At 43.8% G+C, this 23,015-nt stretch carries 20 protein-coding genes; all 20 read right to left on the bottom strand.

Translation table 11 applies throughout. The features are described 5' to 3' along the window. Positions 1-11 precede the first annotated feature (11 nt). The 20 genes from DXX93_RS05620 to flhA all read right to left on the bottom strand — a co-directional run bounded on the left by DXX93_RS05620 (position 12) and on the right by flhA (position 22,988). On the bottom strand, positions 12-1,214 hold the full coding sequence (locus DXX93_RS05620; protein ID WP_116007225.1) for a type II secretion system F family protein: 1,203 nt from the start codon (positions 1,212-1,214) through the stop codon (positions 12-14). Beyond that, positions 1,215-2,867 (bottom strand): GspE/PulE family protein, encoded by a 1,653-nt coding sequence (locus DXX93_RS05615; RefSeq protein ID WP_116007224.1) that lies wholly within the window; start codon positions 2,865-2,867, stop codon positions 1,215-1,217. Position 2,868: 1 nt separating this feature from the next. Further along, entirely contained in the window at positions 2,869-3,264 is a 396-nt protein-coding gene (gene gspG / locus DXX93_RS05610; RefSeq protein ID WP_116007223.1) for a type II secretion system major pseudopilin GspG, read from the bottom strand. A gap of 126 nt (positions 3,265-3,390) precedes the next feature. After that, positions 3,391-4,434 carry a UDP-N-acetylglucosamine--undecaprenyl-phosphate N-acetylglucosaminephosphotransferase gene (wecA, locus tag DXX93_RS05605; RefSeq protein ID WP_116007222.1) on the bottom strand — a complete coding sequence of 348 codons (1,044 nt, stop codon included), beginning with the start codon at positions 4,432-4,434 and terminating at the stop codon, positions 3,391-3,393. A gap of 143 nt (positions 4,435-4,577) precedes the next feature. Next, entirely contained in the window at positions 4,578-7,316 is a 2,739-nt protein-coding gene (locus DXX93_RS05600) for an SLBB domain-containing protein (RefSeq protein WP_116007221.1), read from the bottom strand. A 119-nt stretch (positions 7,317-7,435) separates the two neighbouring features. After that, on the bottom strand, positions 7,436-8,227 hold the full coding sequence (locus tag DXX93_RS05595; RefSeq protein WP_116007220.1) for an MlaA family lipoprotein: 792 nt from the start codon (positions 8,225-8,227) through the stop codon (positions 7,436-7,438). 126 nt (positions 8,228-8,353) lie between these two features. Beyond that, positions 8,354-8,812, bottom strand: a complete 459-nt coding sequence (locus DXX93_RS05590) for a DUF2802 domain-containing protein (RefSeq protein WP_116007219.1) — start codon at positions 8,810-8,812, stop codon at positions 8,354-8,356. A 333-nt stretch (positions 8,813-9,145) separates the two neighbouring features. Next, positions 9,146-9,640, bottom strand: a complete 495-nt coding sequence (locus tag DXX93_RS05585) for a chemotaxis protein CheW (protein WP_116007218.1) — start codon at positions 9,638-9,640, stop codon at positions 9,146-9,148. Between the two features lie 67 nt (positions 9,641-9,707). Then, entirely contained in the window at positions 9,708-10,544 is an 837-nt protein-coding gene (locus tag DXX93_RS05580; protein WP_116007217.1) for a chemotaxis protein CheW, read from the bottom strand. An 8-nt stretch (positions 10,545-10,552) separates the two neighbouring features. Beyond that, positions 10,553-11,329 (bottom strand): ParA family protein, encoded by a 777-nt coding sequence (locus DXX93_RS05575; protein WP_116007216.1) that lies wholly within the window; start codon positions 11,327-11,329, stop codon positions 10,553-10,555. An 8-nt stretch (positions 11,330-11,337) separates the two neighbouring features. Further along, complete coding sequence (locus DXX93_RS05570; RefSeq protein ID WP_116007215.1) at positions 11,338-12,309, bottom strand: flagellar motor protein MotB; 972 nt, start codon at positions 12,307-12,309, stop codon at positions 11,338-11,340. Continuing rightward, positions 12,306-13,052 (bottom strand): flagellar motor protein, encoded by a 747-nt coding sequence (locus DXX93_RS05565; RefSeq protein WP_116007214.1) that lies wholly within the window; start codon positions 13,050-13,052, stop codon positions 12,306-12,308. Before DXX93_RS05565 ends, DXX93_RS05570 begins: the two co-directional genes overlap by 4 nt. Continuing rightward, positions 13,045-14,265 (bottom strand): protein-glutamate methylesterase/protein-glutamine glutaminase, encoded by a 1,221-nt coding sequence (locus DXX93_RS05560; RefSeq protein ID WP_116007213.1) that lies wholly within the window; start codon positions 14,263-14,265, stop codon positions 13,045-13,047. The genes DXX93_RS05565 and DXX93_RS05560 overlap by 8 nt, the downstream gene beginning before the upstream one ends. 41 nt (positions 14,266-14,306) lie before the next feature. Further along, a complete protein-coding gene (locus DXX93_RS05555; protein ID WP_116007212.1) occupies positions 14,307-16,427 on the bottom strand; it encodes a chemotaxis protein CheA in 2,121 nt (706 codons plus the stop codon). Between the two features lie 14 nt (positions 16,428-16,441). Beyond that, a complete protein-coding gene (locus tag DXX93_RS05550) occupies positions 16,442-17,185 on the bottom strand; it encodes a protein phosphatase CheZ (RefSeq protein WP_116007211.1) in 744 nt (247 codons plus the stop codon). 24 nt (positions 17,186-17,209) lie between these two features. After that, positions 17,210-17,593, bottom strand: coding sequence for a chemotaxis response regulator CheY (cheY, locus tag DXX93_RS05545; RefSeq protein WP_116007210.1), 384 nt, complete (start codon positions 17,591-17,593; stop codon positions 17,210-17,212). Between the two features lie 45 nt (positions 17,594-17,638). Next, complete coding sequence (locus tag DXX93_RS05540; RefSeq protein WP_374188939.1) at positions 17,639-18,310, bottom strand: RNA polymerase sigma factor FliA; 672 nt, start codon at positions 18,308-18,310, stop codon at positions 17,639-17,641. Between the two features lie 67 nt (positions 18,311-18,377). After that, a complete protein-coding gene (locus DXX93_RS05535; protein ID WP_116007208.1) occupies positions 18,378-19,220 on the bottom strand; it encodes a MinD/ParA family protein in 843 nt (280 codons plus the stop codon). Between the two features lie 17 nt (positions 19,221-19,237). Then, positions 19,238-20,830 carry a flagellar biosynthesis protein FlhF gene (flhF, locus tag DXX93_RS05530; RefSeq protein WP_116007207.1) on the bottom strand — a complete coding sequence of 531 codons (1,593 nt, stop codon included), beginning with the start codon at positions 20,828-20,830 and terminating at the stop codon, positions 19,238-19,240. Between the two features lie 55 nt (positions 20,831-20,885). Beyond that, the gene (gene flhA, locus DXX93_RS05525; RefSeq protein WP_116007206.1) at positions 20,886-22,988 is read right to left on the bottom strand and encodes a flagellar biosynthesis protein FlhA; all 2,103 of its coding nucleotides are present in this window, start codon (positions 22,986-22,988) and stop codon (positions 20,886-20,888) included. Positions 22,989-23,015: the final 27 nt, after the last annotated feature.

Raw genomic sequence — 23,015 nt, 5'->3', positions numbered from 1 at the left:
CGCTAATTAATTTATATCCCTATATCATTTATAGAAACCATACTTAGCAACATCATTACCACAACGCCACCGACGAAACCGCCCATAAATAAAATCATTAGCGGTTCAAGTAAAGTGGTCATGCTTTCTGTCCAGCTTTCAAATTCTTTTCGTGATCGGGTGGCTATTTCATCAAATACTTTTTCCAAGTTTCCAGACTCTTCGCCAACTTCCAATAAAGATACAAAAAAATCAGGATATAGTGAAGTTTGTTGCAATGCTGGGGTTAAGGCACTACCACCTTTGACCTTAGATTTTGCAATATCCATTTCTCGCTTTAGGATGCTGTTTTTAATACTACCGCCAGCAAGCACAATAGCACGATCGATTTGCACACCAGCTTTCACCATCATGGCCAAGCCACTATTAAAGCGGATACGCTCGACGATAACCGTGGCTTTACTGATGACGGGCAGTTTTAGACAAACTTTTTGCCACCAGCGAATAAAGCCAGGTAACTTGGCTGCATATACCAATCCGATAATGCCTGCGACAACACCAAGAAGTAAAAGGCCTTGATAGTTCATCATCCATTCACTGGTGGAAAGCATAACTTGGGTGTACCAAGGTAATTCTTGCACGCCGTCAAACATGGATGACATTTTAGGGATAATAAAGTTAAAGATAAAAAAGATACTAAGAAGGCAAACAAAAAAGATCACCGCTGGATAGGCGAGTGAGCTAATAATTTTTCGTTGTAGATCGCGTTTGAATTTCAGATCTTTAGATAAACCGTCGAATACTTCACTCAGGTTACCTGAGGCTTCACCTAACTCAATAAGGTTGCAATAAAGTGGGTCAAATACATCATCATTATCAGCAAAAGACTGCGATAAACTTTTACCTTTCTTGAGATCTTTACTGATATTATTAAGTAATAAAGCCAACGCAGGTTTAGCCTTAGTGCGTTTAATAATGTCGATGCCTCTATCAATTTTGACACCAGACTCAAGTAAAAGACTTAGCTCTGAGGTAAGAAACTCGAGATCAGCAAGTGACACTTTTGATGAAAATAAACTAATACCGCCTGTTTGTGCGGCAACCTGTTTAACTTCGGTGGGCATCAAGCCTTGCTTTTTTAGCTCGAGCAACGCTGATGGCTTGTCTTTAGCCTCGACTTGACCGTTTACTTTACCGCCAGAGGTATCGTAAGCTTTATACTCAAAAATCGCCATTTAGCCAGCTACTCTAATTACTTCGTCTATGGTTGTCAGCCCTAAAATTGCTTTATAAAGGCCGTCTTCCAATAAAGTTCTGCGCGCTAAACTGTTGTTATGGGCTTTCGCTTTAGGAATAAAGGTCGCGTCTTTAGCCATGACTTTTATTTCATCATCACAGCGTAGATATTCTGTAATCGCCATTCGGCCTTTAAAACCTGAATGAGCACAGTGATCACACCCTTTACCTGAGCGGAGCTTGATGGTCTCGACGTTAAATTTTTCAGCAAGCGATTGCAGGTCATACTTAGCAATTAATTCTTCTTGCTGGGGATGTTCGGCTGTGCACTTAGGGCAAACCTTACGTGCTAAACGCTGGGCAACAATGGAAACAAGGGCAGCATTTAATAAAAATTCTTCTACGCCTAAATCTAATAACCGAGTATAGGCACTGGCGGCATCGTTAGTATGCACGGTAGAAAATACTAAGTGACCGGTTAGTGCTGACTGCAGAGCGATTTGTGCCGTTTCTTTATCACGAATTTCACCGAGCATGATGATATCGGGATCTTGACGAACAATGCTGCGCAAACCTGCAGCAAAGTTAAAGCCTATATCACTGTTAACTTGTACTTGGTTTATTCCCGGTAACTGATATTCAACCGGATCCTCTAACGTGATGATCTTAACGTCATCATTATTAAGGGCATTTAAAAAGGTGTATAAGGTGGTGGTTTTACCCGAGCCAGTTGGGCCTGTCAGCAATACAACACCAGCAGTAGTTTTAATATCCTCTCTTACTAAGGCTTCAATATCATCTGATAGGCCAATGACCGACATATCATATTGAACATTATCCTTACGAAGAAAACGTAACACCATAGATTCGCCATCATTAAGTGGCAATGCAGAGACACGAATATCTAAGTCTTGATTGGCGATCTTCATTTCGATCTTGCCATCTTGCGGACGACGCTTTTCCGCAATGTCCATGCCCGAAAGAATTTTTAAGCGGGTAACTATGGGGAGCTGCATTCTCGGAGAAAGCACTTCAGCCTCATGCAGTACACCGTCGACACGATATCTAGCTCGGTAACGGCCTTTATATGGCTCTAAGTGCATATCTGATGCACCTTGCCTTAACGCCTTAGAAATAAGTGAATTTAGCAAGTTAACGGTTGGGGCTTCTGAGGCCAGCTCTTTTAGTCGCTCTTCTTCATCCCCCAAGTATTCGTCACTCGCTTCTTCCTGTTGCTCAGTATCGTATTTGGAACTGAGTAATTGAAATTCAGTTTCACCGACAATATGGACATCTGCGTCAATATTGTTTGCGATTAGCCACTCATTGACACTTAAATCTAGGGGGTACTGACAAGCAAGTATCCAATGATTGCCATCAGCAGCGAGTGGCACCCAATGATTTTCCAGTAAAAAGGCTATCGTATTTTTATCGATATCAAGAGCTGGTGCTGCTTCCCACTCCGCTAAATCAATCAGGGGAATATTGAAAAATTTAGCATAAAGTACGGGAAGCTGATCATCTGATAAACTTCCCATATTGACTAGCGTTTGCTCGACGCGACCGCCAAAACGAGTTTGATAGCTTTCAGCGCGGTTCAAATCTTCCGGCGTAATACCAAAATCGGATACAAGTAATTCACCTAACGACATGTTATTTATGTACTATATCTTCGTTGTTATCTGTGCCGCCTTCTTTGCCGTCCGCTCCATAAGATAAGATTTTATATGGGTTACCTTCGTCACCTGGGGTTTTGTAAACATACGGATTTCCCCATGGGTCCATTGGAATTTCTTTAGGTAAGTAAGGGCCATCCCAACGAGGCTTGTCACTTTTGCGTAATTCTTCTAATGCAGCAGGATAGCCTCCCATATCTAAACGATAGGTATCTAATGCAGTTTCAAAAGCATTCATTTGAGCAGATGCAATACCCCGTTCTGCGGTGCCAAGTTGGCTAAAGAATTTAGGGGCAACTAAAGAGGCTAAAAGGCCAAGAATTACTATTACAATCAGTAATTCAATCATCGTAAAACCGCGATTATTTTTCATAATAAACTAATATACTGCTAAATTTTATTTGACAAAAAGTCTATCAACTGTGGTAATTCCTGTCGATAGGTAGAAACTGTTGCTTACTATTATTTGTAGGGCAAATAATGAAATGTCGCAGAAGTGCTAACTCTTAGAGATAACACAATACTTCTGAAGCAACATTGAATATACGACAAAGATAAGCGTAAAAACGGATAACATGATCCATTCTTGAACAATGAGTAGTTCTCCAACAACACCAATCAACGCCATAACAATAGATAACCCGCTGATAATCCACAAAGCCTTTCTAGACGTTACGCCATTTGCTAATAATATATGGTGAATATGACCATTATCTGCCTTAAATGGGGAGTCTCCTCTACGAATCCTCCTTATCATAATCGCTAGCATGTCCATAAGCGGGATAGCAATTAGCCAGAGTGCAATTACAGGACGAAATGTAGCAGTTGTATCTGCGGTATCTTGTGTACCCAGCGTAAGCAACCAAATAACGGTTAGCCCCATATACATGCTGCCAGCATCCCCCATAAATATTTTCTTACCGCGGGGGTTACGGGTGCTTACGTTATAAAATAAATAAGGAATCGTTGACACAACAATCAGCATTGGCAGCAAAATGCTCTCACTGCTATTGTTGAATGCCATCAAAGACGCTATTGAGCCAATTGTAATGATACTCATTGAGCCCGCCAAGCCGTCAATGCCATCAACCATATTAAACGCATTGATGGCAGCAATGACCGCTAAAACGGTAAATATCATGCCATAATCGCCAATAACTACGTTCTCACCACCAAATATCGCGCCAAAATCACTGATAAAACGGCTCGCTCCAAACACCAAAATACAGGCAACGATACCTTGGAATAACATTCGAGAGCCTACACTCAAATCATAGATATCATCTAAGGTTCCAATAAAGACAATAAGCGCAGAAGAAATCAGGTAGAGATTAATAATATTACTATTTTCAATAAATAACGTTGAGGCAATTAACACCCCTGTAAAAATAGAAATCCCACCGATCAGCGGAATAGCACCATCGTGCTTTTTTCTTTCATTGGGTAAATCAATTAAACCAATATGGGGAGCCAAAGGAAGCAAGACCTTAATGGTCAAGATAGAGCAACAAAATGCCACTACTAAAGCGAGGATATCAAACATATTAAGCGAAAAAATGAAAAATTAGTATTGCCGAACCAATTTGTATAGTCCGTTATAAGCTGGATGCATTATAAATGCACCCAGTCCAGTAAGCTAGCAATTAAAACAATATTGCCAATTTGATAACATTTTTGAGCAGTCTGTTACAAACCGGCAATTGCAGCAATTGCAACTGAGGCTTGATAAACAATTTGTGTACCTAAAGCCCATAAACTCAAATTATCAACAAAGTAAGAATCCAATGGCACGACCACAGTATCGCCCGGGCTAAGTGAATTTACATTGCTCGTAAACCAATTAGCCGCTTCTGGAATCATCACTTGACCGTTCGCTTTAATCACATAAATACGTTTGTTATCAGCTTGTTGCTTCGTACCACCACTTAACTCAACATAGTCAAAAGCATCTAACCCTTGTTTGTATATATGCGAGGTCGCAACTTGCACCTGACCAACAACGTTGATTGAGTTTTGTTTGGTGGGTACGAATAAAACATCGCCATTTTCCAGTAATATATCAGCATTAGCGTCTTGCTGAATTTGAGGAATATCGACCACTAAGCGACCAACCGGCTGAACTTTTGTTAGATCTGACAGTAATAATCGCGCTTGTTCATAGTCTATCGCTTGCGAGTCTTTTTGCGACAAGCTTTTCGAAGCAATCTCCGATCTCAAGCTTTCAGTCACTTTCAAAATATTTTGAAGTTCTAGTTGCTTGAGCTTTTCACGGGTAAAAACAGAGCCTTCTTTGTAGGCAAATTCGGTAAAGCCACCTGCGCGTTCGATAAGTTGGCCAAGTGTCTCGCCACGTTGGATCGTGTATTTACCCGGGAATAGAAATTCACCACGAAGCTCAACAATGTGATTTTCCTGCCATGCGGGAATAACATGTATATTGAGTCTGTCTTTGCTTCGAATGGTGATGTTATGACCATTTTCACCCGCTAAAGCGCTGTGCAGGTTAATATTGATTGCACTTTTACGCGCCTTATTATCAATAATTTCATTGCGCGTAATTTCGGCGCGCTCCAAATAGGCCGACTCTAAAAGACCGCCTGAAGCTGCCACTAAATCATTTACTTGGCTGTTTTTAGCTAGCGGGTAAATACCTGGGTATTTAACTGCACCAACAACTTCAATGAGCTGTAAAGGTTCACCCGATGCCGCTTGATGCTGTAGCTTCCTAATAACTGGAGCGAGTAACTTTTGGCGCGAAAAGATCGCGATATCTTTAGGGTCGACGTCTTCTTCATAAGTGCCGCCAGTCAACTCCTCTAGTGACTTTTCAGCAAGCTTTAATGACTCGTCGAGTTCGTCAAATTCCTCTAAAGGCTCTTCTTCACCATACTGCAACCAAAACATACGCTCTTTGTATTGCTCTTCCGCAAGTTGTTTTTCTCTTTTGCGAAGCTCTTCCTGCGTCATTGCCAGTAAGTCGAGAGAGTCATCTGCGCTAGCGTTGCGATCATTAATTGAAAACACCAAAATGCGGTCATGCGGTTCCAGCATCAAGTTATCATCAGAGTTAACATCGCTCAGTGCCTTAAAGAGGCTAAATTGCAGTACTTCGATATTTCTGCCAATGTCTTTTTCTCGAATAATCAAACTGTAATTTAAATCGGCATCATCGAGCATATAAGCGTGAATATTAGGAATTAAATCACTAATTTTATGGCCTTTTTGCCATTGATATTTACCAGGGCGAGTAACGGCACCAATAACCGTCACTGAATCATCGTATTGCTCAGATGTCTTGAGTACTTTTAACACATCGCCACCTTTAACGGCTTTCGCTAACTGTGTCTGCTGAGTTAAATCGACGTTTACTATGGTGCGAATGTTACGCTCGTTAAAACGCTCAACAACACTCGCTGTTGGATATGCTGAGGGCAATAAACCGCCAGCCATTTTGACAACAGCATTAAAGTCGTCATTACTTGAGAGCTCATAAATCGCCGGGCGCTTAACCTCGCCAGTGACCGTGACTCGCTCCCCAACAGGCGCCACAAAAACGACATCTCCGGATTTCAACAAAATATCATTTGAGGAATCACCGTAGATAAGTAGGTCGTACAAATCTAACGTTGTGACCAACTTACCAGCGCGCTTAACCTGAATATTTCGAAGCGAGCCAATGTCGTTTATACCGCCGGCCGCAAAGATAGCATGCGTAACACTAGACAAGGCACTCATCACATATGGGCCCGGCTTAAACGCATCACCAGCCACGAAAACGCGCATTGAGCGCAAATCAGCGAGGGTGACGACAACATCGACACCGAGCACTTTCTTTTTGATTTCAGCAGAAAAATAGCGTTTTACTTCTGTGTAGGTAAGACCAGCAACACTAAATGGTCCCAGATTTGGAATCACGACATCGCCTTGACGATTGACCTCAAGCTCAAATTCGTCACTTTCTTTACCAAACATTTGGAGCTTAATGGTGTCACCTGCGCCAATGATGTAATCAGCAGGCACGGCAATATCCATGGTTGGCGCAAAAGTAAATGGCGCATTCGCAAAAACATCATAGCCAAACGGCTGTGGCTCTGTTTCTTCCTCCTCTTCTTCCGCCAGCATTTCATCTTGAGGCAGAATAGGATTACCAAATTCGTCAAACTGAGTGCCACGAGGATAAATCGTTTGTTGTTCGTTCACACCTTCCTCGTCGCTCGTATTTGCACCACCTTGTAGCTGTTTTCTTATTGCGTTGTAGTCAATACCCATACTCTGCGCTAACGCTCTTTGTTGGGATACAGGCAATTTTTTAAACTGCTCTAGCTGTTGCGGTGTAATCGAGCTAGGAGCCTGAGCGGCGATAGCACTTACAGAGAGAGTCATGCCAAGTATGGCTGACATAAATTTGGTAGAAATGTATTTCATTGAACAGCGAATTCCTAGGAATCAAATATTTGTTTTGCTTGAACTGGTGCAAATACTAACATATGCACCAGTATTGTTAAGGTTGTTTACAACGAACCGAGTTTTCACAGAGGCGGTATTTACTCTTCATCAAGCTCATCTAAATAAGCGTCAAGCTCTGCTTCTTCATCTTCGTTAACCTTAATTGGCGGGTTACCATCGTAAACGCGATATTCCATATTCTGAAAATAAGCTTGTTTGACAAACTCATACGGGTCAATGGCTTCATTAATCAATTGCTCTTGTTGGGTTAATGAAGCTCTCGCTTCTAAACCTATAATTGCGCTACGGACAACATTCGGCCAGAAGTCAATGACAGCTAAAGGCCAATAATAACGGTCAACAAAATCGCCCGCTTCGTCGCGCACAGAGCTCGGCCCTAGTGCCGGGATAACTAGATACGGACCATCACCTACACCATAAACAGCGAGTACTTCGCCAAATTCCTCTTGCGTGCCCGTCCAGCCAAAGTCGCTAGCCGGATCGAAGAACCCCAAAATACCGACTGTAGAATTTAGTATAAAACGACCAGCACTTTTACCCGCGTCAGTAAATTTTCCTTGCAGGACATTGTTGATGAAAGACGATGGCTCATTCAGGTTAAGCGCCATATTGTGCAAACCAGTGCGCAAAAAAGTCGGCGTGTATTCTGTATAGGCAGTTGCAGCAGGTTTTAGAACATATTTATCGGCATAGTCCCAAGTGAAAGTCCAAGACGCTCGGTTGACAGGCTCCAACGGGTCTTTGGGATCGTTATCAACCTGTGAAGTTGACGAACAGCCGGATAAGGCAACAACTGACACCAAGGCCAATGCTTTTAACGTTGGAAACGAAAAAGCTGATGAAAATACTCGATAACATGAATAATTCACTATAACTTTCCTAATAGTAATTTTTTGAATTCTAACTTTGCCTAAATTACGCTCTCCAGTAATGAACGCATTGCAAGCGACAAACGCCAAAAGCAGCCGTTTAGTATTGTGCTTTAGGGGATACGGCTAGCCATCACCCTGCTTATACATCGCAAGTAACATTTCAACCTCAGCTCTGGGTAGTTCACACTCTGCCATAATCTCTTCGGCACTGGCGCCTTTGGCAGCCAGCTTCGACGCTCGGTGGTAAAACTTATCTTGAGGTTGTTGCTCATCTAACAAGGTTAACTTTTGCGTAAGACTGGCCAGTTCTTGTTGTTGATTTCGTATTCGATGTTCTAGCTGCCTAGACACTTGCTCGTTTTCGGTGGTTTGAGTGTTGAGCAATGCACTTAGTTCCGCATTTTTTTGATCAAGTGCACTAATATTGACTTGTAGATCTGCCGTGAGCATTTCTAACGCATTGAGTTGACTACTCAATAATTTAGCTTGCGATTTGAGACGAGAAACTTTGATAAGCAGCCAAACCAAGCTGAGCAGCAAAGCTGCTGCGACAACAATTATCAATACAAAGTTGATATTCACATTTCTCGTCCACAAAAAAAGCCTGATATACAGGCTCTATACCCATGCTATTTCAAGATGCTTGATTTCAGCGCTGTCACAGGGATTCAATATCAAGGCGCAGCTTGCCGGAATGGTCACTCCCTTTCAATAAGCTGCAACGCAGAGAGTGAGTTCCTGTGAAGCGCCCTTTCTACCCTAAAAAAGTGGGTTGGTTTAAAAGCGATTTATACTGTGTTATTGATTTTGACAAGGGAACAACCATTCTCTGTAATCAATGCCTTGCCTAAAACGCTTTTAATTCCAACTGAAACAAGCACTTTGAAGTAGCTTGGGTATTCATTAAAAATCCATTTAGAATTGCTTTAACTCATCCCATTCGTCATCTGATAGCAGTTTATTAAGATCAACAAGGATAAGCAACTCACCTTCACGGTTTGAAACACCTTGAATAAACTTAGCACTTTCTTCGTTACCGACATTTGGTGCAACATCAATTTCAGAGACTTTCAGGTAAACGACTTCAGCAACACTATCCACTAAAATACCAATAACCTGCTTTTCTGCTTCAATAATCACAATACGCGTATTGTCAGTAATTTCTGCGGCTGCTAAGCCAAAGCGAGAGCGCGTATCGATAACGGTCACGACATTGCCACGCAAGTTAATAATACCCAATACATAATCAGGGGCACCTGGCACTGGCGCAATTTCAGTGTAACGCAACACTTCTTGCACTTGCATTACATTGATGCCATAAGTCTCTTGCTCTAACTTAAAGGTTACCCACTGTAACACTTCATCATTAGTATCAACTGAATCGTTCGCACTACGTCTTTCGTCAGACATACTTCTTGTCCTCAAAGTTGTTAACTATTGCCGCACCAGCAGCAATAATGATTATTTGGATATACGCTTAATTTGGGTATACGTTTAAGCCTTGATCAAGCATTTTAATCAAAGCTTCGATATCTAATAGCGCACACATACGCTCTTTCACCAGCCCAGCTAACCATGGACGTTTAGGGTTATTATCCATCCACTTAACGTCACTTTGCTCTAACGTTACGGTATCAACTAGCTGCTCAGCCATTAACCCCCACTGGCTATTACTCAACATTATAATATATTGATAATGTAATGAATCCATTAATTGTTGATCACATTTTTCCGGCATCACCCATAACGCCGTATCAACGACATTAATTTTTTCCTCACGGTGTAACATCACACCTTTAAACCAGTCAGGCTTCCCCATTAAGTTATTAATGCTTTCCACGTTATGGATACCGCCTAACTCAATCAAAGGCACGGCAATGGTAAGCCCGGCGACGTCAAAAAACATCGCCTGGAAGCTGCCTTCGCGATAGTCTTTTTGCGGCTTAACATGAACCGTTTGTTCACTTTTCGTCGTCGAAATCGCAGTCGTTTTTACTGGTACATCAGTCTTTACTTGCGCAGCTGCTGGTTTGGCTGGTGCCTTGGGTGCTTGCGTAACTTTGCTTTTTACAGGTTTAGCGTCCGCTGTTATCGCACGCGCTTGAGCGCGAGTTGATGTCACTTTATCCGTCACCGATAAACTTGGTTTTGCAACATTTTCAAGCAGCTTTTCAAGCTTTTCACTATCCGGCTCTTTGTGTGTGAGCACACTTTGCGTTGATGGCGCTTGCTCGAGTGACTCAGCATCATCAGTCAAAAGCTCTGATAAATAAGACCTCATCACTTTTTGGCTAGCGGCTAGCGACTTTGACATTGATTAACCTATTTCTTTACTGCGGTAAGTTTAATTAAATGTTTCAACAAGCTTTTGTAGGCGTAAACACCACGCGAAGCACCTGCATAATCAGAAGGTACTTTTTGTGAAACACTGGCATTGCGAAAATTAGTATCTACTGGCACTACGCCAGGCCAAACCGTATCACCGTATAGCTCTTGAAGCTTTTGATAAGCAATCAGTGATGCCTTAGTGCGCTTATCGAACATCGTTGGCACTATGGTATACGTGAATGGCTCCTGCTGCTCGCCTTGCATGATCTCCATCGTTTTCATCATACGATCTAAACCTTTTAAAGCGAGAAACTCTGTTTGCACAGGCACGATGATTCTATCAGAAGCGGCTAGCGCATTCACCATTAAAACACCAAGTACTGGTGGGCAATCCATTAATACATAATCATACTGCCCTTCGAGCTTCTGAATTGCTTTTTTAAGCACTAAGCCCATGCCACCTTTGCTGCCAAGCGAGCGATCAAGTGTCGCCAAGCCCATCGTTGCAGGCAAAATATCAATATTCTTGTACTGAGTCGGGCATAGCGTTTGCTCAATTTGCTCCTGCGTCGATACTTGAACAAAAAGGTCGTATACACTCAGCTCTAAATCTTCAGATTCGATGCCAAAGTAATAGCTTAATGACGCATGAGGGTCGGTATCGACCAGTAACACTTTGTGTCCGCGTTCAGCCAGTAACCCTCCCAGTGAAATAGTCGTCGTAGTTTTGCCTACGCCACCTTTTTGATTAGCAATTGTCCAAACGACCAATAGAGCACCTATTTATTTGAGTTATTAATGTTTTCATCACTTCGCGTCGTGATACGGATACCACCGTTATCTAAGCGAATGATTCTAATTTTATTGTCTTCATCTGTAGAATCAACCACTTCCTTAATGGTTGCTACGTCCTTAACACTGATCGTTGGTGTATCAAGTAAACTTTCTTGATCTAGACCATATTTTGAAATGGCGATAACCACTTTACGATTTTGCGCTCGCCCTTCTGAGGTTTCGTTGTCTGCACTTGGGTAATACTGTCCATACCCTTCAATTGCCATTCGCGCTGGCAAAATACCTAAATTCTCTAATAACCTAAGAATGGCTGTGGCTCTGGCAACAGATAGCTCCCAATTCGAGGAAAATATTTCGTTGTTAATGGGTTGATTGTCAGTGTAACCGCGAACCCGTATAAAGTTCGACACATCGATCAGTACTTGATGAATAACCGTTAAAATAGCATCGGCTGAGCGCGTAGGTGATGAAGAGCCGCTCGGAAACAGCAAGGCGCTATTGAGTTCTATTTCGAGCCAGTCGCCGTCAACCTGAAGTTGGGCATAGCCTGACTCAATAATATCGTACAGTGCCGTGTGTAACTTTCGCTCTAGTGAAGTTAAATTTGTACCAACATCACTATCAGCGATATTAGATAATACCGGCTGGCCATCCGTTAACTCTGGCCCGGCATCATCTTTAATGCCGTCACCATATAGGCGCTTATTCGTTTTGCTCGAATTTACGGGTAAGATATCTTCACCGTGGCCGCGATTTTTAGGTAGCTCTTCGTTCGCCTGAAACACGCGACCAATTGAATCTGTCATTGTTTCAAATGGCTCTTCGTGGATCATCGCCATCGCATACAAGACCACAAACAAGGCAAATAATAGCGTCATGTAATCGGCATAAGACACCAACCAACGATGCACATCATCATGTTCCACTTCGTGTCGCTTTATTCTGAGGCGACTCATTCTTGTAACCTAAACGCAGATAAACGATTTTCAATCGCGTGTGGGTTTTCACCTTGCGAAATCGCAATTAAACCTTGCGCCATCATTTCCCGGTACATGGTTTGTTGGTGAACAATCGCGCGAATTTTATTAGCGATAGGAATATAGATGAGGTTTGCAAAACCAACGCCGTAGATAGTGGCGACAAACGCTGTAGATATACCTTGCCCCAGCATATCCGGGTCTGACAGGTTTCCCATTGCTTGGATCAAACCGAGTACCGCTCCCAAAATACCGATGGTTGGGCTATAGCCGCCCATCGACTCAAATATTTTGGCAGAGCGTAAACTGTGGTCTCGGTACAATTCGATATCGAGCTCAATAGACGTGATTAACTGCTCTGTTTCAACGCCATCGGCAAGAAAATTTAACCCTTTGTTAACGAAGCGATCTTCGACATCCATGGCGACATTTTCCAGTACCAAATAGCCTGACTCTCGCGCTTGTTGCGCCCAAGTCACGACATCATCAATGCCCTGTTCAATATCAAATTTAGGTGGATGAATTACCCAACCAAGCAATGAAATGGCATGGCTAAACTGTTGTTTCGAGGATTGCAGCAACACAGCTCCAACCGTGCCGCCAAAGACAATAATAAATGCTGGTAGCTCAAACAAGGTGGCGATTGCGCCACCTTCTATACTAAATCCTAAATAAATCGCGAATAGCGCGACAACAAGCCCAGCAATACTGAGCTTATCCATGTCCTATCTCCCTTAGGATGGTACCTGCTACTTGCTCAAGAGGTAGTGATAACTCAGACAAGCCTGCTTTAGTCACTGCTTGTGGCATACCGTACACCACGCAGCTGGCCTCATCTTGCGCCCAAATAGTGGCACCTTTATTTTTTAACATACGAGAGCCTTCCCTTCCGTCAGCGCCCATACCGGTCAATATGATACCTAATACATCACCCGCATATATTTTCGCAGCAGAGCCAAAACTAATATCTACACTTGGTTTGTAAGCAACTCGTGCCGAGTTGTCTTCCATCACCCTGATTTTTGCTGCATTTTCTGTACCATCTATAAGCATTTGCATACCACCAGGTGCTAGGTAGGCATGACCGGCTTGTAAGCGATCACCGTCTTTCGCTTCTTTGACGGAAATTTGACACAGTGAGTTGAGTCGATTGGCAAAGGCTTCAGTAAATGCCGCAGGCATGTGCTGAACCATGACGATTGGCAAAGGAAAGTTAGCGGGTAATTGCGTTAGAATTTGTTGAAGTGCGACGGGCCCGCCAGTTGACGTACCAATTGCGAGTAATTTGTACTTCTTACCTGAGCTCTTTCTCAGTTTCGTCTCTGGCATTGGTGCTGATGATTTATCAGTGCCGTCAATTGGTTTGGCAAAGTTTTTTGATACCACTGGCGATTTTGATAAAACTGGCGATACCGGAGGCTTTCGCTCGAACCTCGAGCGTGTCGAAGGGCTCAAAGTGCTCGCGGTACTGGTAGCCTTACTTTTAGGCGTGAAAGTCGGGGTTGGACGACGAGTAACACCGCGTTTAACTGAGCCGCTTTTGCGCGCTAGCTCTAAAACGCGCTGGCGTAACAAGCCACCAGCGTCTTCGTTATTTTTGGCAATCTCGTTGAACTTCTTAGGTAAAAAGTCTAGTGCGCCTGCGTCAAGTGCTTCAAATGTTGCCTTTGCTCCCTCATGGGTTAACGAAGAAAACATTAATATCGCGGTCGGCGATTTCGCCATTATCGCCTTAACCGCCTCAATGCCATTGAGTACTGGCATCTCGATATCCATGGTTATCACATCGGGCTTCAATGTTGCAGCTTTGTCGACAGCTTCTTGCCCATTAACAGCAACGTCAATCACTTCGATGTTGGAGTCTTGGTTTAATATGTCGGTAACTCGGCGTCTAAAAAAACTCGAATCATCAACAACCAATACTTTATATGCCATGTAAATTCTCTAATGCTGGCGCTCGGAGGGAGAGCTGCGCGTTAACCACGCAGCTTTTTGTGAACCAAAGCTTTTTTAGCGTAGTGCTTTAACATGCTCGGCACGTCTAAAATCAACGCAATACCGCCATCACTGGTAATCGTCGCACCGGCCATGCCTGGTGTGCCGTGAAGCAGTCGATCTAATGGTTTGATCACCACCTCTTCTTGACCAATCAAGCTATCAACCACAAAGCCAACTTGCTGTGTGCCTAACTGCACAATAACAACATGGCCTTTATCGCGTGGTTTTTCTTCACCGCCTTTTACCAACCACTGATCTAAATAGAACAACGGGATCGCTTTTTCACGGACGATAATCGTTAGTTGCCCATCAACCACGTTCGTGTTCGTCAAATCAAGGTGGAATATTTCGTTAACACCCGCCAGCGGTAAAGCAAAAATCTGCTCGCCAACAACAACCATTAAGGTTGGTAAAATAGCAAGTGTTAACGGTACTTTGATCTCTAAAACCGTACCGACACCCAATTCAGAATCGATATTTACCGTACCATTTAATTGAGTGATTTTGGTTTTAACAACGTCCATACCAACGCCGCGACCAGAGACTTCTGAGATCTCGGTTTTGGTTGAGAAACCAGGTGCGAAAATTAGGTTGAATGCCTCTTTCTCCGGCATACGCGCCGCCGCTTCAGCATCTAATACACCGCGATCAATGGCAATTTGCTTGAGTTTCTCTGCATTCATGCCAGCGCCATCATCTCGGATGGTGAGTAAGATATGATCACCTTCTTGCGATGCCGATAATATCACAGTACCTTCACGTGGCTTGCCATTGGCTTCACGCACATTTGGCTCTTCAATACCGTGGTCAACAGAGTTGCGCACCAAGTGAACTAGCGGATCGGCAAGCGCTTCAACTAAGTTCTTATCTAAGTCGGTCTCTTCACCTTCAAGGATAAGCTTAATTTCTTTGTTTAAGCTACGCGCCAAGTCACGAACAACGCGAGGGAATCGGCCAAAGACCTTTTTGATTGGCTGCATGCGGGTTTTCATTACCGCACCTTGAAGATCTGTGGTTACCGCATCAAGGTTAGAAACGGCTTTGGTTAACTCTTCATCTTCTTTCGTCAAACCTAGGCTAGTTAAACGATTGCGCACCAATACGAGCTCACCCACCATATTCATGATTTGGTCTAAGCGTTTCGTATCAACACGTACCGTTGTTTCTGCTTGTGGCGCAGCTGGAGCAGCTGGCTTTTTGTCTTTTGCAGCAGGTTTTGCTGGCGCTTTAGCAGCCGGTTTTGCGGCAACAGGTTTAGCGGCAGGCTTGGCTGGTTCCGCTTTAGCTGCTGGCGCTGCGGCCACAGGTGTTGCCGCAGGTTGGGCAGCACTAGGAGCTTTACCCTTACCGTGCAGTTCATCTAGTAACGCTTCAAATTCGCTGTCGTTGATCTCATCTGAAGAAGCCGCTGGTGCAGGTGCAGTATCTGCAGCAGTCGTTTTAAAGGCACCTTGGCCGTGAAGTTCATCGAGTAACGACTCAAATTCGTCATCGGTAATTTCATCGCTATTGCCCGCTGGCGTCGACGCTTGCGGTGCATTACTTGCAGCTGGGCCATTGCTTGGGCCATGTAACTCGTCAAGTAGTGCTTCAAACTCGTCTTCCGTCATTTCTTCATCACTGCTAGAAGCTGAAGTTTCAATTTCAACTTCTTGGAAGATTTCTGGTTCAGGCTGAGCCGCCACTGGTGCTGCCGTTGGCTCTGCACCTTCAGGTTCACTTAATCGATGTAACTCGGCAAGTAACGCAGGGTCTGCTGGCTCTGGTTGCTCACGGTTTTGGACCATGGCAAACATTTCATTGATGGTATCAAGCGCCTGTAAAATAACATCCATTAACTCTGGCGTTACCGCACGTTGACCATTTCGAAGAATGTCAAAAACGTTTTCGGCACCATGACAAGCATCCACAAGCTCTGTCAGTGATAAAAATCCGGCACCACCTTTGACGGTATGAAAGCCTCTAAATATGGCATTTAGTAAATCAGCATTGTCTGGGTCATTTTCCAATTCGACCAGCTGTTCTGACAACGCTTCTAAAATTTCGCCTGCTTCTATCAAAAAATCCTGTAGAATTTCTTCATCCGCTTCAAAGGACATGCACCAAACTCCCGCTAAAATCCTAGGCTAGATAAGAGATCATCAACGTCATCTTGACCTGATACAACGTCGTCTCTCTCGTCAGTATTTACAATCGGCCCTTCAACTAGGTTCTCACCTGTTTTCAGGGTTGCTTTATCTTTTTGCTCATCTTCCGTCACACCAAAAGCAGTCAGCATATTAATGAGGCTTTCTTCCACTTCTCGCACGAGGTCGATCACTTTTCTGATGACTTGACCCGTTAAGTCTTGGAAGTCTTGCGCCATTAATACGTCTGTCATTAACGCATGCATGTGTTCTGTTTCTGATGATGTCGTTTTCAGCAGCTTGTCAATGTCTTTACAAAGCGCTTTAAACTCCCCCAAATTCAGCTCGTTGTGCATCAGCTTTTGCCAAAGCGGATTAACCGCTTTGACTTGCTCTTGAATGGTGTCAACGACAGGGAAAATGGATTCGACCGCGTCCATGGTTTTATTAGCCGCGTCTTCCGTGCGGCTAATAACATAATTTAAACGCTCTTTGGCATCAGGAATATCAGCATTGGCCAAGTCATTCAATCGAGAATCCAATTGAAAATTCATCATCGAATCATGCAGCTGACGGGTTAATTTACCAATCTCTGCAAATAACTCAGAGTTTATCGGGTTTTGGATCTCAGCAAGTAAAGTATCAGCCTTTTCTTGCTCGCCATTTTCGATAAACGCCACTAATGACTTTGCCTGTTCTAAACTAATCTTTCCAGTAGACAGTTTACTCATGAAATTTCCTCGCGTTCAGATCGTTTATCCCAAACGCTCAAAAATTTTGTCTAATTTCTCTTTTAGCGTCGCAGCAGTAAACGGCTTAACAATGTATCCGTTAACACCCGCTTGCGCCGCCATAACGATCTGCTCTTTTTTCGCTTCTGCGGTAATCAGCAATACCGGAATATGTGCTAAGTTCTCATCAGCGCGAATCGCTTTCAATAGATCGATACCTTGCATACCCGGCATGTTCCAGTCGGTAACAACAAAATCAAAATCACCGCCTTGTAACATAGGCAGCGCTGTACTGCCGTCATCCGCTTCTTGAATATTAGTAAAGCCTAAATCGCGTAATAAGTTCTTAACAATTCGTCTCATTGTTGAAAAATCATCAACAACAAGTACTTTCATATTTTTATCCAAGGCACCCTCCGGTGAAATAAACCAATAAATTTCTATATATTCTACTTAACTTTGCCAAGATTGCATACGTGCTTTTAATCGATGCATCGCTTGACTGTGAATCTGGCTTACTCTTGACTCACTTACGTCAAGAACTTGCCCGATTTCTTTCAAATTTAATTCTTCGTCATAATAGAGGGACAGTACTAAAGCTTCTCGCTCAGGTAAAGTCGAAATACACTCTGTTAACGTTTTTTTGAAGGTTACTTGTTCAATCGCATGATATGGATCATCTTCTTGAAATTCTTCATCAAAGCTGATGACATCGTCAGTGACACCTAAATCTTCAATGCCAATGATTTTGCCAGTACTTACTTCGTTGAGAATATGATGATATTCGTTGAGGGAGAGATTTAGTTTAGCTGCGACTTCTGAGTCGGTAACATCACGTCCCAACTCAGCTTCAAGTGCTTTTATCGCATCGCTAACCATACGGCTATTTTTGTGGACAGAGCGCGGTGTCCAATCGCCTTTGCGAATTTCGTCGAGCATCGCGCCGCGAATGCGGATACCAGCGAAGGTTTCAAAGCTAGCACCTTTACTACCGTCAAAATTATTGGCCGCTTCCAACAGACCAATCATGCCGGATTGAATTAAGTCGTCGACGATAACACTGGCTGGCAGCCTCGCCAACAAGTGATAGGCAATACGCTTAACCAGCACGCTATGCTGTTCGATTAGCGTTGATTTGTCTAGATAGCTAGTGTAAGCATTAGCTTTAACCACTATAACTCCCTATGAAGTGCTATTGCTCAAGCAATTGTTCGATAAAGAACTCTAAATGACCTGATGGTCGATTGGGGATAGGCCAGCTGTTCACTTTCTTGGCTAGGCTAGTAAATGCCTTAGCCGCAGGTGACTCTGGAAATGCATCAACAATTGCTTTTTGTTTGCGCACCGCCTTGCGAATATTCTCATCGAATGGCACGACAGCTACTAGCTCGATGGCCACATCTAAGAATCGATCCGTCACTTTGGTTAGTTTAGCAAACAATTGCTGCCCTTCTTTTGGCGAACGTACCATATTGGCAACAACTTTAAATTTAAATACACCGTGATCACGGCTCAGCAACTTCATCAGCGCGTAGCAGTCAGTGATTGACGTGGGTTCATCACAAACCACTAACATCACATCTTGTGCTGCGCGTGCAAAGCTCAATACCATATCAGAGATGCCAGCTGCGGTATCGACAATCAGAACGTCAAACTCAGTTTGCATATCACTGAAGGCGCGAATCAGGCCGGCGTGTTCAGACGGCGTTAAATCAACCATTGATTGAGTGCCAGAGGTCGCAGGAATAATTTTAATCCCTGCAGGGCCTTCAATAATAATGTCGTCAAGTTCGCAATCGCCGCTAAGTACATGAGCAATGTTTTTCTGAACGCGAAGGCCGAGCATGACATCGACATTAGCTAAGCCCAAATCAGCATCTAAAACCAATACTTTTTTGCCTTGCTTTGCTAGTGCGATTGCAGTGTTAAGCGAAACATTGGTTTTACCTACACCGCCTTTGCCTCCGGAAACTGCGATTACTTTGATTTGTCTTAAATCTTGCATTTTTCGTAAGCCGCTTGCTTGGTCAATCATCTACTACATCTCAAAGGTTAACCAAAAGCCGCAGAGGCCATTGGTTGTCGATTAGCGCTAAAATTGAATCTTACCGCTGATTTGTTTGCTATTTTCTCTGCAAGACTAACCAATTTTTCAGCATTTGCAACTTTAATATCTTCCGGTACGCGTTGACCGTCTGTTAGATAACCAATTGGTAAACCATTTTGGATAGCCGTTGATAAGATTTCACCCATGCTCAAGCTTTCATCTAGCTTGGTAAAAATACAACCGCACAATGGAATTTTCTTGAAGCGTTCAACGTTTTCCTGCATGACCGCTTGTTGGGTATTAGCCGCTAATACTAAGTAGTTTCTAATACGAATACGTGAGTTAGCCACTAAGCCTGATAAGTTCTCTGCCAAACGCATATCACGTTGACCCATACCAGCTGTATCGATCAAAATCAGCTTTTTACTGCTGTATTGCTGGATCAGTTGCTCTAACGCTTCGCTGTCTTTTGCCAGTTTAACTGGGCAGCCAATAATCTTGCCGTAAGTTTCTAATTGCTCAAAACCGCCAATACGGTAGGTATCAGTCGAAATTAATAAAATGCTATCGGCGCCGTGCACCTGTGCGAAACGCGCAGCTAACTTTGCCAATGTCGTTGTTTTACCAACACCTGTTGGCCCAACTAGCGATACCACACCGCCACGGTGGATAATATCATTGTTGGTTGTGTTGATTTGACTGGTTAAGAGTTGTAGTGCACTTTGCCAGCTTTGCTCTTCATCTAAATGCGCAGGCACAAACCCGGCAACTTGGTCGGCTAACTGGTCGTTTAGGCCGAGTGCTGTTAAGCGGTCAATTAACATCGCGCGATTGGGGTCTTTTTGCGCCATGTCTTGCCACATTAGGCCTGACACTTGGTGTTCTAATAGCTGACGAATAGAGGCCATTTCCGCTTTCATTTGATTGAATGCATCCATACTAACAACGCTTGCGTCTGCGCTGTGATGAGCTGCTGGGGTATTGGCAGCGTGCATCGCAGGGGTCGCATTAACTGGCATATCAAAGCCGTCGTCTTCTACTTGTGGCAAGTCAAAGTTTTGACTCGACTCATTACTCGCTTGCTGTTGCTGTAATTTGTCGGTGAATTGTTTTAATTGCAGCTCTAAATCAGGTGCAGCGTCATGCACTGGCGCAGCCGTTGGGCTAGGCTGGCTCATTGCTGGTTGTTGTTGAACATTGCGTGCTAATAACGCACTTAAACTATCCGCTGGAGAGCTTTCAGCTGAAGAAGGGGCTTCTTGCGGCGCAACGCCGTTAAGTGAAGATAAGTGTGGTTCAATGCGTTGTTGCGGCTGCTCTGCGCCTGTCATTTCGGTGTGATTGCCCAGAGTACTTGTTGGTGCAGCTGGTGTCGATAAGTTGACAACATCATCAGCAAGATCGCGTTTAGTGTTAGCGCCTTGGCTCACACCGCCCATTTTCGGCTCAACTGGCGTGCTATTGTCTTGCGCCGCCATTAATTCAACACCTTCTGGAATCTTCTTGTTCGACATAATGACAGCGTCAGCACCTAACTCTTCTTTGATTTGTGCCAACGCGGTTCTCATATCTTTAGCAACATAACGTTTAATCTTCACTGATAACCCCTTAATTCAGCAGATAGCATTCAATTCTTACGTTTGTGCTGGTGGTTTAGTTACCGATCGCGCTGACAATCTTGATTTGCTTATCATCTGGAACTTCTTGATAAGAAATCACTCGCAGGCCTGGAATCGTGTACTTAACAAACTTCGCTAATACCGTTCTCAGTATGCCTGACGTTAGCAAGATAGGTGTTTCACCGCTTAATTCTTGCTGTTGTGCGCCATCGGTTAATGATTTTTGCAGTCTTTCTGCTAGGCCAGGTTCAATACCTGCACCGTCATCACCAGCCATCTGCATAGACTGATGCAACATCTGTTCCAACTCTGGCGCCAATGTTATGACAGGCACTTCACTTGCTGAACCTACCATGTCTTGGATAATGAATTTACGTAAGCTAATGCGTACTGCAGCCGTTAGTACCTCTGGGTCTTGGCTCTTAGGACCATACTCGACCAAGGTCTGAATGATGCTGCGCATATCACGCACCGCAACGCCTTCATTCATTAAGTTTTGCAGTACTTTAACCACGCTGCCTAATGGTAGAACGTCAGGAATCAGTCCTTCGACAAGTTTCGGATAATTTTGGCCTAAACGGTCTAGTAAGTTTTGTACTTCTTCATGGCCGATTAACTGCGCGGCGTTATTACTTAAAATTTGACTTAGGTGCGTTGCCAATACCGTTGCGGCGTCAACCACGGTATAGCCAAGTGATTGTGCCTGCTCACGCTGATTTTGCTTGATCCACACAGCGTCTAAACCGAACGCAGGGTCTTTGGTTGGAATACCGTCAAGTTGACCAAAAACTTGACCCGGATTAATGGCAAGGTCGTGATCGTGGCGGATTTCCGCCTCGCCGACCGCTACGCCCATTAATGAAATTTGATACGTGTTTGGCTCAAGATCCAAGTTATCGCGAATATGTACCGCTGGCACCAAAAAGCCAAACTCCTGAGAAAGTTTCTTTCTCACCCCTTTAATGCGATTAAGTAATTCACCACCTTGTGCTTTATCCACTAGCGGGATCAGGCGATAACCAATCTCTAGGCCAATGACGTCAACGTGATTAACATCATCCCAGCTAAGATCTTTGGTTTCCTCTTCTTTTTGCTGCGTTTGCACTTGCTCTTCTTGTGCTTTTTGTTGCGCTTCGTCAGCTTTTTGGGTTTTCATTTTCTCGCCAAAGTAAGCGATAGCGGCAATTAACGCAGCAAACGTCAAGAAGGCAAAGTGCGGCATACCCGGGACAATCCCCATGACAAACATCACACTTGCAGCGATGTAGAGCGAACGTGCTTGCCCTAACTGACTGCTAACCTGCTTGCCCATTTCTTCAGACGTATTTTGACGCGTAACCACGATTGCGGTACCGACGGAAAGCAATAGGCCAGGGATCTGTGCAACTAAGCCATCACCAATGGTTAATAGCGTATAAATTTCAACAGCCGCATCAAACGTTAAGTCATGCTGTACCATGCCAATCACTAAACCACCGATGATATTAATGAACAGGATCAAAATACCCGCAATCGCATCCCCTTTGACGAATTTACTGGCACCATCCATTGAACCGTAAAAATCAGCTTCACTGGTAATTTCTTGGCGGCGCTCACGCGCTTGGTCTTGCGTAATAAAGCCCGCGTTAAGGTCGGCGTCAATCGCCATTTGCTTACCCGGCATGGCATCAAGGGTAAAGCGCGCGGTTACTTCTGAAATACGGCCAGCACCTTTGGTGACTACGACAAAGTTAATAATGATCAGAATGAGGAAAACAACTAAACCCACCGCATAGTTGCCACCAATTACCACAGAGCCAAACGCTTCAATAACAGCCCCCGCAGCATCAGGTCCCTCGTGACCTTCCAGTAAAACCACACGGGTACTGGCAACATTAAGCGACAGTCGCAATATGGTGGCAATTAGCAATACCGACGGGAAAGCGCCGAAATCTAACGGCTTTAAGGTGTAGACAGTAATCAGCAAGACAATGAGTGATAACGCAATGTTGAATGAGAATAAGATATCTAGCAGCATTGCCGGCATGGGTAAAACGATCATACCAAGTGCCGCCATAACCAGGAACGGTGTGCCCAAGCCAGATAAATGGCTTACTTTACTTTTGTCAAATTGGGAGAATTTCGCTAATAACTGCATTTCAAATTAGTGATAAAGTTTTGACGA

The sequence above is a fragment of the Thalassotalea euphylliae genome, assembly GCF_003390335.1.
Lineage (GTDB): Bacteria > Pseudomonadota > Gammaproteobacteria > Enterobacterales > Alteromonadaceae > Thalassotalea_F > Thalassotalea_F euphylliae_B.
This window is presented reverse-complemented; position numbering and strand designations above follow the sequence as displayed.